Genomic DNA, 12,708 nt, shown 5'->3' on the forward strand with positions numbered 1-12,708 from the left:
GCGCCGGGTTCGCCACGTTCGGCAAGCGCGGCCCCGGTGACCTGTTCGCGGCCCTCGGCGCGCTGCTCAGTACGTCCGCCCCGGGCGCGCTCGTCCTCGCCGCGGCCCAGCCGGTGGACGTCCTGCCCGCCGCACAGGGCGTCGCCCTTCTCACCTCCGCCGCCCTGGTCGGGTTCGGCCGACGCAGGCGCCCCGAGTGCCGGGCGGCGCGCAAGCGGGTGCGGGACCTCAAGCGGCGCTCCCGTGAGCTGGCCGACCCGGCGAGCGCCCATCAGCGGCTGGAGAAGGAGATCCGCGTCCTCGACGACGCCCTCGCCAAGGACAACACCGCCTCCGACCAGCGCATCCAGGCCCTCCAGATCGAGCTGCGCGACGGCCAGGCCCGTATCACCATGAACCTCAACCGGCGTACGGACCAGGCCCAGCAGCAGCTGGCGGGGCTGGCGGCGAAGGAACGGCGCCGGATCGACAAGGCGCTGGAACCGGCGGTCAGGGCACACATCCAGGACAAGCTGCGCAGGACGTCGATCCAGGAGACGCGGTCGCTCAGCAACATGGGCGCCAAGATGGTGCAGGCACTCCAGGACGCGGGCATCCGCAGCGCGGCCGACTTCATCGGCGTGGACTTCTCGCACAACCCGTCCGTCGTGTACCTGGTGCGTCCCGGCGGCCAGCGGATACGGGTGCCCGGCATCGGCGAGGCCCGCGCCACTGCCCTCAGCGACTGGCGGCAGGGCCTGGAACACCGGGCCAGGGCGTCCGCTCCGACCACGGTGCCTCCGGCGGCGAAGGCCCAGATCAAGGCCGACATCGCCACACTCCGGCGGACCCACAAGGCGGAGATCAAACAGGCGGAGGCCGAGGCCCTGCAGAAGAAGGCCGCCCTGCAGCGAAGGATCACCGACGAGCGCGCCCGCCTCACCGGGCAGCGCCAGCAGCGCGCCATGGACACCCAGCGCAAGCGAGCCGAACTCCTGCAACGCCAGAAGCAGTTGGCGGGCGCGGAGGCGGAACGGGCGCGGGTCGAGGCGGAACTGGCCCGCACGCGTACGGAGACGCGGGGAGCACTGGGCACAGGCAAGTACCTGCGGTTCCTGCTGACCGGGCGGTGAGTGGGGTCGGCTTCCTCTCTCCGGAGCGTCGGACCGGGCCGGACCGGCTTCCGTCGTGCCTGACCGGCTGAGATACCGCACCAACCCTTGTCTGACTGGTCGTCAGCGACAACCATGGCCACGGCGACCATAGTTGACGGACCGTCAGAGAAAGGGTCCCGCCCATGCTCCCCAGCAACGAGCCCCTCCGCCTCCGCTACGGCATGCAACTCCCGATCCAGTCCCAGTCGACGCTGTACACCGAACCCTGGGAGACCTCGGCCGGTGCCGCCGACCTCGTCGACATCGCCCGCGCCGCCGACCGCGCCGGCTTCGCCTACGTCGCGAGCTGCGACCATGTGGCCATTCCGCGCCGCCTCGCCCCCGCGATGAGCACCGTCTGGTACGACCCCGTTGCCACCCTCGCCCACCTCGCCGCCGTCACCGAACGCGTCCAACTCCTCAGTCACGTAGCGGTCGTGGGCCTGCGCCACCCCCTCCTCACCGCCAAGCAGTACGCCACCCTCGACCACCTCTCCGGCGGGCGCCTGATCCTCGGGGTCGGGGCCGGACACGTACAGGAGGAGTTCGAGGTTCTCGGGGTCGACTTCGAGCGCCGGGGTGCCGTACTCGACGAGACGACAGACGCGTTGCGCGCCGCGCTCGGGCCGGACGAATTCCCCGAACACCACGGCAAGTTGTACGACTTCGAGGGGCTCGGCCAGCGTCCGCGGCCCACACGGGAACGCGTACCGCTCTGGGTCGGCGGCTCGTCCCCCGCCGCCGTACGCCGGGCGGCGCTCAAGGGCGACGGCTGGCTGCCGCAGGGCGACCCGCGCGACCGGCTCCCGGACCAGATCGCACGGATCCGGCGGATACGCCAAGAGGCCGCCGTTCAGGGCCCGTTCACCATCGGGGCCATCGCCGAGCCGCTGTACGTCGGTGAGCCCGGGTGGGATGTCGGACGGCGGACGCTGAGCGGGGCGCCGGAGGTCCTCGCCGAGTCGCTGCGGGCGTACGGCGCGATGGGCGTGGACCAGATCCAGGTGCGGTTCCGGAGCCGGAGTCTCGCTGAACTGACCGATCAGATCGGCGCGTTCGGAACGGAAGTGGGCCCGCTGTTGGAGGATCTGTCCGGCGGCCTGCCTGGATCTCTTTGAATCTTTGAACATGTCCATGCTGGGACGCGTACGTAGGGACGTACGGACGTCATCGTTCCGGCGGAAGGACATGCACTGTGCGCGCTTCCCGGCTCGTCGACCACCCTTCACCCAGGCTGTCCGTCGCTCTGGCCTGTGCCGAGGGCGAGTGGCCGCACGAGGAGTGGCCGGCCCCTGAAGACCCTTACGTGGGACGGGCGTTGCGTGTTTTCCCGCCCTACCGTGAGCTGGGGGAGCAGGGCGCGGTGGACGTCGTCGTCCTGCGGTGCGAGGAGCCGGCGACCGCGTTCGGGGTGCTGTTGAAGGCCATGGGGGCGGTGAGTGCCCCGGTGATCGTCGTCAGCCCCCGGCGGGACACCCAGACCGTGATCGAGGTGTTCCGGGGCGGGGCCGGCTATCTGGTCGAGGGCGACTACTGCACCTGCATGCTGGCCTCGGCGGTCATGGCGGCCACGGTCGGGCACACCTACCTGTCACCGGTCGCGTGCGCCGCTCTCCGGGAGGGGGCCCAGCGGGTCTCCGAGGAGGGGAGGGGGGCGTCCGTCGCGGGGGCGGCGATGGAACGGCTGCGGAGTCTGCTCTCGCCGCGCGAGCGGCAGATCATGGAGCTGCTGTCGACCGGCCTGGGCGCCCAGGAGATCGGGCTGCGGCTGCGGCTGAGCGAGAAGACGGTCCGCAACAACCTCAGCAACATCTACGCCAAGCTCGATGCCCGGGGCAGTACGGACGCGGTCCTGAGATGGGCTGGGGGCGACTCCGGCTGTTCGCATATGAGAACAACCGGTGCCGCCCCGTTCGCTGAGCTCTGGCGCGAATTCCGTTATGGTGCCGGAATGTCCGACAGCGGGACCTCCACGTCCGTGACGTTCCTGCCGCCCTCTTCGAATCCCGGTTCCACCCGGATACTGTTCTCCGAGTTCTGGATTCCGTTGGCCTGCGGGGTTCCGCATTTCACGTTGCGCAGCCACAGCCTGCCGTCCGGCGTACCGTTCTTCAGGAGCTGCGGATAGAAGACGTGGACGGTCGCGGCGCCCTCGCTCGGCGCGAAGAACACCTTCTGGCCGTCCTGTTCGTCCTTGTATGTTGCACGCAGGAATCCACTCACGTCGGTCCGCTTGGCCGACCACATGAAGAACCCGATACTGTCCGCCTGCACGGTATCGGTGCGGCTGAGTTCCAGTCCGGTCGTCTTGTCATCCGTCGTGATGTTGATTTCCGACGTGTTGAAACTGACCCCGACCTCAAGGAATGAGCCCACCAGCTTCGAGTCGGCCGCGGCGACGAACCCGTCCTCCAGCTGGATGAACCGGCTGACGGACGTGGCCACCTTGAAGGTCTTCGAGGCGGTGCTGGTCGATCCGCAGTTGTCGGTCACCGCTGAAACCCGCTCGTTGGCCCCGAGGCTGTTCCGCTTGTTCTGGACGGGGATGAAGTCACAGTCCTCGAGTTTGTTCGAGTCCGAGGCGCAGTCCGCGGTCACCTCGGAAGGCGTGGCGGCACCCGCCTGGGCCATCAGCGGGACGGCCACCGCGAGGGCCGCCACCGGAGCCAGGGCGAGGGTGATGCGCTTCTTCTTGCTCCGGTGGCTCTTGGTTCGACTGGAGCGACTGCTGCGGCTCATGGGGTTCTCCTGGGAGGGTATGGCTGTTGATCTGCGGTGATCAGGGTGCTCAGGGGCCGACGGAAGGGCGTCAGCAGTCCTCCACGACCGCCTTGGAGGTGCCGTCCACAAGCCCGGGGGCACCCGCGGCGCCAGGCAGGACGACGGGACCCTCGATGACGTCGGGCGCGACGAAGTTCTTCTCGGGGGTGGGGTTCACGGCGAAGCTCCCGGGGTTGGCGTCGATACGCACCCGCCATTCGCCGGTCATCCGCTGCAGTGTCGGCGTGAACTCCATGTGGAGCACCTTGCCGACCGGGACCTCGCGTTCTTCGGTGTCGCCCGCCGAAGCCGCCTTCGTGGTCAGGTCCAGGGTGCCCTTGTGCTTGAGCCAGGACCCGCCGATCGCGCCGAAGAGACCTCCGCCGCCGCCTTGTTGGGTCACCGTGTACTTTCCCTGGCCCTGAGACGCGCTCGCCGACCAGGTGATGGATACCTTCGACGGTTCGGTGGCGTTCGGCTCACAGTTCGGGAAATCGATGGACGACTTCTCGGTGGGCCCGTCGAAGGTCTCGAACTTCGTCTCGACGAAATCACAGTTGTCGGACTCGAAACTCGGGCCGGCGATCGGATGGCCGCCGAAGTCGAAGATGTCCTGCTGTTTACCGTTGAGCACTTCGGCCCGCTGGCACAACGTCATGATCTGCTCAGGTGTCTTCTCCTCGGCCGCGTTCGCCGACGGAAGGAGGGTGATGATCACGCCACCGGTGGCGAGCGCCGATCCGACCGCCACAAGTCGGACCTTCCTGTTCTTCAGGCGCCTCTTTGCCATGTCGCTCCGTCCCTGGAATGCCCTTGGGGTTCGCTTTGCCTGTTCATGGAGGATTATTGGTGTCACCTGTGGGCCCGCGACAGGGTCAAACATCCCTACTCGTCGGTCACTTAGTGTGTGCTCTCGCACACAAAACACACTCTTCCGTCTGGCCTGACGCATCGTCAGATACGGCGATACGATGCTGACCTCCACCGATGTGAACGCTGCGAAGGGGTTCCGCATGGGCAAGCTCGACGGACGGGTCGTCATCGTCACCGGCGCGGCACGAGGTCAGGGGGAGCAGGAGGCCCGGCTGTTCGTGGCGGAGGGCGCCCGAGTGGTCGTGGCGGATGTGCTCGACGACCAAGGAGAGGCGCTGGCAAAGGAGTTGGGCGCGCTGTACGTCCATCTCGACGTGCGCGAGGAGGCGGGCTGGCAGGCTGCGGTCGCCGCCGCCGAGAAGGCGTACGGCCGGATCGACGGGCTGGTCAACAACGCCGGCATCCTGCGCTTCAACACCCTTCTCGACACGCCCCTCGACGAGTTCATGCAGGTCGTGCAGGTCAACCAGGTCGGCTGCTTCCTCGGGATCAAGACGGTCGCGCCGCGCATCGCCGACGCGGGCGGCGGGACGATCGTCAACACCGCCTCGTACACCGGGATGACCGGTATGGCGGCGGTCGGGGCGTACGCGGCGAGCAAGCACGCCATCCTCGGGCTCACCCGGGTCGCCGCGCTGGAGCTGGCCCGCCGGAAGATACGCGTCAACGCCATGTGCCCGGGCGCGATCGACACCGCGATGTCGAACCCGGCGGTACTGGACCCGGCCGCGGACGCGGAGGGTTCCGCGCAGGGGCTGGACAAGCTGTACCGCAAGCTCGTTCCGCTGGGGCGGATCGGGCGCCCGGAGGAGGTGGCGCGCCTGGCGCTGTTCCTCTCCTCCGCGGACTCCTCGTACATCACCGGGCAGCCGTTCGTGATCGACGGAGGCTGGCTGGCGGGGGTGAGCGCCTTCTGACACCCACCCCCTAAGAGGCCGACGGTCCCCGCCGGGGCCTGCGTGCCTCCGGGCGCCGGCTCAGGCGGGCGGTGCGACCGGGGATCGCAGGCCGAGCCACTGCTCGGCGTCCCAGGCCTGGAACCGTTCCACCTCGCTGAACCCCAACTTGGCGGCGAGACGCATCGAGCCGGCGTTGGCGGACTGCGTGGTGAGCACCACCGGCTCGCCGGGAAGGGCGCCGTCGAACCAGTCGAGCGCCGCCGCGCACGCCTCGGCGGCGTACCCGGAGCCCCACGTCTCCGGCAGGAACAGATAGCCGAGATCGGCCTTTCCCGTCGCGGCCGGACGGCGGTGCTCCGTCGCTCTCCTGAGCAGGATCTGGCCGATCATCGCCCCGTCGAGCTCGACCACGAAACTCCCGGGCCACCGCTCGGGCACCTCGGGCAGCTCGCGCTCCAGCTCGGCACGCGGCCGGGGGCCACCGAGGTAGGTGTGCACCTCCGGCGACGCCAGCAGCTCGACGAACGTCGCACGGTCCCGGGCCTCGGACTCGCGGAGTACGAGCCGCTCGGTCCGGATCGGAGCAGGCGGCCAGACGACGGGTCCCAGTTCAGTCATGGCGGCCATTCTATCGCCGACAGCTCTGCGCGTGAGTTGACGACCCGTCAGGTATTGACGCTCCAGGCCCCCGGTGGAACAGTCGACATCGAATCTGACGCTACGTCAGAAACGTCGGGAACGGTTACTGGGACGGTGAACCTCCTTGGAATTCGGGCTCTTTGTACAGGGATACGTGGGCAAGCGGGCCGAGACCGATCCGCTCGCGGAGCACAAGGCGCTGATGGAGGAGACCGAGTACGTCATTCAGGCGGACCAGTCGAACTTCAAGTACGCCTGGGTGTCCGAGCACCACTTCCTGGAGGAGTACTCGCACATCTCGGCCAGCGACGTCTACCTCGGCTACCTCGCCCACGCCACCGAGCGCATCCACCTCGGCTCCGGCATCTTCAACCCGCTCGCCCCGGTCAACCACCCGGTGAAGGTGGCCGAGAAGGTCGCCATGCTCGACCATCTCACCGGTAACCGCTTCGAGTTCGGCTCCGGCCGGGGCGCCGGCTCCCACGAGATCCTCGGCTTCATGTCCGGTATCACCGACATGAACCACACCAAGGAACTGTGGGAGGAGACGATCGCCGAGTTCCCAAAGATGTGGACGCAGGACGAGTACGTCGGCTTCCAGGGCAAACACTGGTCGCTGCCACCGCGCAAGGTCCTGCCCAAGCCGTACGGGCCCTCGCACCCCGCGATGTGGTACGCCGCCGGCTCGCCGCCCTCGTACGCCATGGCCGCCCGCAAGGGGCTCGGGGTGCTCGGCTTCAGCGTGCAGAAGGTCTCCGACATGGAGTGGGTGCTGGAGCAGTACAAGACGGCGATCGTGGACGCCGAGCCGGTCGGCGACTATGTCAACGACAACGTGATGGTGACGTCGACGGCGATCTGCGCGCCGACGCACGCGGAGGCGGTACGGATCGCGGCGGGCGGCGGGCTGCATTATCTCCAGTCCCTGCTCTTCCGGTACCACGACACTTTCCCGCGCCCCGAGGGGTTCCCGCTGTGGCCGGAGACGCTGCCCGAGTTCAACGAGGAGATCATCGAACTCCTCATCGCCGAGGAGCTGTTGATCTGCGGCGACCCGGACGAGGTGCTGACGCAGTGCAAGCGGTGGGAGCAGGCGGGGGCCGATCAGCTGAGCTTCGGGATGCCGATCGGGATCTCCCGGGAGGACACGCTCCAGACGATCCGGTTGGTCGGTGAGCATGTGATTCCGAAGATCGACACGGATCCTGTGCACAGGACGTCCCGTTTCCGGCAGGGCGCCTGATCGCTGTGGGGCTGCGGGCCGTTCGCGTCCGCGGGGCCGTTTGTGGCTGGTCGCGCAGTTCCCCGCGCCCCTCAAGGGGCGCGTCCGTGTGGACGTTAGGGAAGAGGTGTAGCCGTGCTTGACCATCTGATCGCGGGCGTCACCGTCGTCGACGGGACCGGCGCGCCCGCCTACGTCGCGGATGTGGGGATACGGGACGGGCGCATCGCGGCTATCGGGTCCCGGATCACCGAGGACGCTCGGACGACGGAGGACGCGTCCGGGCTGGTCCTCGCGCCCGGGTTCGTCGATCCGCACACGCACTACGACGCCCAGCTCTTCTGGGACCCGTATGCGACGCCCTCTCTCAATCACGGGGTCACGACCGTCGCCGCCGGCAACTGCGGTTTCACGCTGGCCCCGTTGAACCCGGAGCGGCCGGGCGACGCCGACTACACGCGCCGGATGATGTCCAAGGTCGAGGGGATGTCCCTGGTCGCGCTGGAGGAGGGGGCGCCCTGGAGCTGGAGCAGTTTCGGGGAGTACCTGGACGCGCTGGAGGGGCGGATCGCGGTCAACGCCGGCTTCATGGTGGGGCATTGCGCGCTGCGCCGGTACGTCATGGGGCCGGACGCGGTGGGCGGGCAGCCGACGGAGAAGCAACTCGCCGCCATGCTCGCCCTGTTGCATGAAGCCATGGACGCCGGCGCCTGGGGATTCTCCACCACCCAGTCGTCCTCGCACTCCGACGCCGACGGCAGGCCGGTGGCGTCCCGGCACGCGCTGCCCGCCGAACTCATCGCCCTCTCCCAGGCGGTCGGCGAACACGAGGGCACCCAGATCGAGGCGATCGTCGCGGGCTGCCTCGACCAGTTCAGCGACGACGAGATCGATCTCTTCGTCGAGATGAGCGCGGCGGCCGGACGCCCGCTGAACTGGAACGTGCTCACGATCGACTCGGCCGTGCCGGCCCGCGTACCCCGCCAGCTCGAGGCAAGTGAGCGCGCCCGTAAGGCCGGTGGCCGGATCGTCGCGCTCACCATGCCCATCCTCACACCGATGAACATGTCCCTCGGCACCTTCTGCGCGCTGAACCTGATCCCCGGCTGGGGACCGGTTCTCGGCCTCCCCGTCCCGGAACGGATCGCCCAACTGGGCGACCCGGCCGTACGGGCCGAGTTGGTCCGCCTGTCGCAGAGCGAGGACGTCGGTGTCTTCCGGCGGCTGACGGACTTCGGGCGGTACGTCATCGGGGACACGTACAGCGCGGCGAACGAGGGCCTGACCGGGAGGGTGGTGCAGGACATCGCCGCCGAACGCGGCCAGGACCCCTTCAGCTGCCTCGTCGAGATCTGCGTCGCCGACGAACTGCGTACGGTCCTGTGGCCCATGCCCACCGACAACGACCCCGCGTCCTGGGCGCTGCGCGCCGAGACCTGGCGCCACGAGGACGTGCTCCTTGGCGGCTCCGACGCCGGTGCGCACCTGGACCGGATGTGCGGGGCCCCGTACACGACCCGGTTCCTCGGCGACTGTCTGCGCGGACGCAGGCTGGTGCCGCTGGAGCGGGCGGTGCAGATGCTGACCGACGACCCGGCGCGGCTGTTCGGCCTGCGTGAACGGGGGCGTGTCCAGGAGGGCTTCCATGCGGACCTGGTCCTCTTCGACCCGGAGCGGATCGCCGCCGACAAGGCCACCCTGGTGCACGACCTGCCGGGTGACAGCCCGCGCCTCGACTCGAAGGCGATCGGAGTAACTGCCGTGTGGGTCAACGGAGTCGAGACGATCCGGGACGACACGGTGACGGGCGCGGTACCCGGCACGGTGCTTCGCTCGGGCCGGGACACGGAGACGGTGAGTACCAAGTGAGCGACGGGCAGCGGCTGTTCGTCGGCGGTTCGTGGGTGGAGCCGGCCGACGGGCACTACGAGGTGATCGACCCGGCGACGGAGGACGTCGTCGGGTATGCGCCGGAGGCCTCGCGGGAGCAGGCGCACGCCGCAGCGGCGGCGGCCCGCGAGGCCTTCGGGCCGTGGTCGCGCACCTCACCGGAGGAACGGGCCGCCGTCCTGGCCCGCGCCGCGGACATCATCCAGAGCAACCTGGTGCCGTACGCCGCGCTCGCCCAGGCGGAGACCGGCGCCACGACGGGGACGGCGCGCGGGATGCAGGTGGGTGTGGGCGCTGCCCGCTTCCGCCGGTACGCGAAGGTGGAGCCGGCCGAGTGGGCGATCGCACCGCAGGTCAACGAGGGTGGCCCGTTCGGGAAGGCGGCGGTGATGGGCGCGCTGGCGATACGCCAGCCGGTGGGCGTGGTCGCCTGCATCACCTCGTACAACAACCCCTGGGCCAACCCGGCGGGCAAGATCGCGCCCGCGCTGGCGATGGGCAACACGGTCGTCGTGAAGCCCGCTCCGCAGGACCCGCTGTCGGTGTACAAGTTGGCGGAGGCGCTGGAGGCGGCGGGCGTGCCGCCGGGTGTCGTCAACGTGGTCAGCGGGACGCGGCCCGAGGTGGGGGAGGCGGTGGTCGACTCGCGGGACGTCGACATGGTCAGCTTCACCGGCTCGACGGCGGTCGGTCAGCGGATCGCCGAGGTGTGCGGCCGTGACATGAAACGCCAGTTGATGGAGCTGGGCGGGAAGGGCGCGGCTCTCGTGTTCGACGACGCGGACATCCGCTCGGCGGTCGCGGGCATCGGCACGACGTTCTCGTTCTACAGCGGCCAGATCTGCACGGCACCGACACGGGTGCTGGCACAACGGGGTGTCTACGGCCAGGTCGTGGAGCAACTCGCCTCGTACGCAGGCCACTTGAAGGTGGGTGATCCGCGCGCTCAGGGCACGGTGGTCGGGCCGGTGATCTCGGGTGCGCACCGGGACCGGATCGAGGCGTACGTCGAACTCGGGCGCAAGGAGGGCGCGGTGGTGGCCGCGGGAGGCGAACGGCCTCCGTACGACCGGGGGTTCTACGTCGCCCCGACCCTGCTGGCCGACTGCACGAACGACATGCGGGTGGCCCGGGAGGAGATCTTCGGCCCGGTGGTGACCGTCATCCCCTTCGACGACGAGGAGGAGGGCATCGCCCTGGCGAACGACAGCGACTACGGCCTCATCGACTACGTCTGGTCGACGGACGTGGCCCGCGCGTTCCGGGTCGCCCGGAGCCTCAGGGCGGGCGGAGTGGGCGTGAACACCGTCGGACGGAACATGGAAGCGCCGTTCGGGGGGTTCAAGCGGAGTGGAGTGGGCCGCGACGTGGGGTCGTACGCGCTGCACGCGTACGGGGAGGTGCAGGCGGTGGTCTGGGCGGGGTGAACACCGGTACGGCCGCGGCGGGAGCCTCCAGCGTGGGTGGCCCGTGGGTCAGACCGCAGAGAGGCCCAACTGCCCCTTTTGGTAGGCTATTCGGCGACTTTCAACGACTCGATTCAGTCAAGTCTTGGTCGCCGGTGTTCTTGCGCGGTGGGCATCTCGGAGATCGTAGGGCAGGACCCGTGAACTCAAGGGTCTCAACCCCCCTCACTGTTCTGAGAGAGCTCCATGAGAAGAAGCGCAGCCATGCTGTGCGGCGTCACTGTCGTACTGGCCGGGACGATCACCGCCGTCCCCGCCAACGCCAGTGTGTCGCCCTCCGCGAACACCGCCCCGACCGCGAAGGCCAGTTGGAAGGCGTGCGGTACGGACGACACCCCGACGCTCCAGTGCGCGTCCGTGAAGGTGCCGCTCAACCACGCGAAGCCGCAGGGGAAGCAGATCACCCTGGCGCTGTCGCGCGTGCCGCACACCGCGAAGACGTACCAGGGCCCGCTGCTGGTCAACCCGGGCGGCCCCGGCGGCAGTGGCCTCGGCCTGGCCGGCTTCGTCGCGTCCTCCCTGCCCAAGGAGGTCGCGGCCCAGTACGACGTCATCGGCTTCGACCCGCGCGGCGTGGGCGAGAGCCAGCCCGCTCTGGACTGCAAGCCGGGTCACTTCGCCCCGGTGCGCCCGGACTCCGTGCCCAGCACAGCGGCGATCGAGAAGGCCAACGTCGCCCGCGCCAAGGCGTTCGCCCAGGCCTGCGGCAGGAAGTACGCGGACGTCCTGCCGTACATCAACACGATCAGCGCCGTGCAGGACATGGACTCGATCCGGGTGGCCCTCGGCGCGAAGAAGATCAACTACTTCGGCTACTCGTACGGCACCTACCTCGGCGCGGTCTACGCCAAGATGTACCCCCAGCGGGTGCGTCGCCTGGTCCTGGACTCGATGGTCGACCCGACCGGAGTCTGGTACGACGCCAACATCCAGCAGGACTACGCCTTCGACAAGCGTCACAAGGCGCTGATGGCGTGGATAGCCAAGTACGACTCCACGTACAAGCTCGGCACCGATCCGAAGAAGATCGAGGCCAAGTGGTACGCCATGCGGGCGGCCCTCGCCAAGAAGCCGGCGGGCGGCAAGGTGGGCGCCTCCGAGCTGGAGGACATCTTCATACCCGGCGGCTACAACAACGGCTACTGGCCCACCCTCGCCAAGACGTTCGCGGCCTACGTCAACGACCACAACACCGATGCGCTGGTCAAGGCGTACGACAACATCGCCGCCATCGACGCCTCCGGCGACAACGGCTACAGCGTCTACACCTCCGTCCAGTGCCGTGACGCGTCGTGGCCGCGCGACTGGAACCAGTGGCGCAAGGACAACTGGGCCGTGTACGAGAAGGCCCCGTTCATGGCCTGGAACAACGCCTGGTACAACGCTCCGTGCGCGTTCTGGCCGACGAAGCCGCTCAAGCCGGTGAACGTCGCGAACTCCAAGCTCCCGCCGGTCCTGCTGTTCCAGGCGACGGACGACGCGGCCACCCCGTACCAGGGTGGTGTCACCATGAGCCGCCTGCTGCGCGGCTCCAGCCTGGTGGTGGAGCAGGGCGGCGGCAACCACGGCATCACGCTGAGCGGCAACGCCTGCCTCGACAAGTACCTGGCGGCGTACCTCACCGACGGCAAGGTTCCCCACGGCAAGGGCGTGGCCGACGCGGTCTGCCAGAAGTCGCCCGACCCGAAGCCGCAGGCCACCGCGACGACGGCACTGCGTACGGCACAGACGGCACCTGCGACGGGTGAAACCACCCTGCGCGGGATTCTCGGCTTCCGCAGCTGAGCGTGCCGGCGTGAGCATCAACTGAGGTCCGCCGGGCGGCT

At 69.0% G+C, this 12,708-nt stretch carries 10 protein-coding genes and 1 pseudogene; 8 read left to right on the forward strand and 3 right to left on the reverse strand.

Going from position 1 to position 12,708, the window contains the following annotated elements:
* The 3 genes and pseudogenes from STRTUCAR8_RS38685 to STRTUCAR8_RS55465 all read left to right on the forward strand — a co-directional run.
* Nucleotides 1–1,112, forward strand: a 1,112-nt coding sequence (locus STRTUCAR8_RS38685; RefSeq protein ID WP_006381824.1) for a hypothetical protein, incomplete at its 5' end; no start/stop codon positions are given.
* 164 nt (nt 1,113–1,276) lie between these two features.
* Nucleotides 1,277–2,251, forward strand: a complete 975-nt coding sequence (locus STRTUCAR8_RS38690; protein ID WP_006381810.1) for a TIGR03619 family F420-dependent LLM class oxidoreductase — start codon at nt 1,277–1,279, stop codon at nt 2,249–2,251.
* A 602-nt stretch (nt 2,252–2,853) separates the two neighbouring features.
* Nucleotides 2,854–2,928: pseudogene (locus tag STRTUCAR8_RS55465) on the forward strand (DNA-binding response regulator); the annotation flags it as partial.
* Nucleotides 2,929–3,071: 143 nt separating this feature from the next.
* Here STRTUCAR8_RS55465 and STRTUCAR8_RS54795 read toward each other — a convergent pair.
* Both STRTUCAR8_RS54795 and STRTUCAR8_RS38705 read right to left on the reverse strand, forming a co-directional pair.
* Nucleotides 3,072–3,872 (reverse strand): hypothetical protein, encoded by an 801-nt coding sequence (locus STRTUCAR8_RS54795; RefSeq protein ID WP_006381816.1) that lies wholly within the window; start codon nt 3,870–3,872, stop codon nt 3,072–3,074.
* 70 nt (nt 3,873–3,942) lie between these two features.
* Complete coding sequence (locus STRTUCAR8_RS38705) at nt 3,943–4,683, reverse strand: hypothetical protein (RefSeq protein WP_179200680.1); 741 nt, start codon at nt 4,681–4,683, stop codon at nt 3,943–3,945.
* Nucleotides 4,684–4,906: 223 nt separating this feature from the next.
* Between STRTUCAR8_RS38705 and STRTUCAR8_RS38710 the strand changes: the two genes are divergently transcribed.
* On the forward strand, nt 4,907–5,683 hold the full coding sequence (locus tag STRTUCAR8_RS38710; RefSeq protein WP_044473629.1) for an SDR family NAD(P)-dependent oxidoreductase: 777 nt from the start codon (nt 4,907–4,909) through the stop codon (nt 5,681–5,683).
* Between the two features lie 60 nt (nt 5,684–5,743).
* Here the strand turns inward: STRTUCAR8_RS38710 and STRTUCAR8_RS38715 are convergent, their stop codons facing one another.
* Nucleotides 5,744–6,283, reverse strand: coding sequence for a GNAT family N-acetyltransferase (locus STRTUCAR8_RS38715; protein WP_044473620.1), 540 nt, complete (start codon nt 6,281–6,283; stop codon nt 5,744–5,746).
* 145 nt (nt 6,284–6,428) lie between these two features.
* On the opposite strand from STRTUCAR8_RS38715, the gene STRTUCAR8_RS38720 reads away from it, so the two are divergent.
* From STRTUCAR8_RS38720 to STRTUCAR8_RS38735, 4 genes are all read left to right on the forward strand, one after another.
* Nucleotides 6,429–7,547: an LLM class flavin-dependent oxidoreductase gene (locus STRTUCAR8_RS38720; RefSeq protein ID WP_078507448.1), complete on the forward strand. Its 1,119-nt coding sequence runs from the start codon at nt 6,429–6,431 to the stop codon at nt 7,545–7,547.
* Nucleotides 7,548–7,661: 114 nt separating this feature from the next.
* Nucleotides 7,662–9,395 (forward strand): N-acyl-D-amino-acid deacylase family protein, encoded by a 1,734-nt coding sequence (locus STRTUCAR8_RS38725; protein ID WP_006381834.1) that lies wholly within the window; start codon nt 7,662–7,664, stop codon nt 9,393–9,395.
* Between the two features lie 35 nt (nt 9,396–9,430).
* Nucleotides 9,431–10,843 (forward strand): aldehyde dehydrogenase family protein, encoded by a 1,413-nt coding sequence (locus tag STRTUCAR8_RS38730; RefSeq protein ID WP_409101720.1) that lies wholly within the window; start codon nt 9,431–9,433, stop codon nt 10,841–10,843.
* A gap of 225 nt (nt 10,844–11,068) precedes the next feature.
* Nucleotides 11,069–12,667 (forward strand): alpha/beta hydrolase, encoded by a 1,599-nt coding sequence (locus STRTUCAR8_RS38735; protein WP_006381819.1) that lies wholly within the window; start codon nt 11,069–11,071, stop codon nt 12,665–12,667.
* Nucleotides 12,668–12,708: the final 41 nt, after the last annotated feature.

The organism is Streptomyces turgidiscabies Car8, from assembly GCF_000331005.1.
Lineage (GTDB): Bacteria > Actinomycetota > Actinomycetes > Streptomycetales > Streptomycetaceae > Streptomyces > Streptomyces turgidiscabies.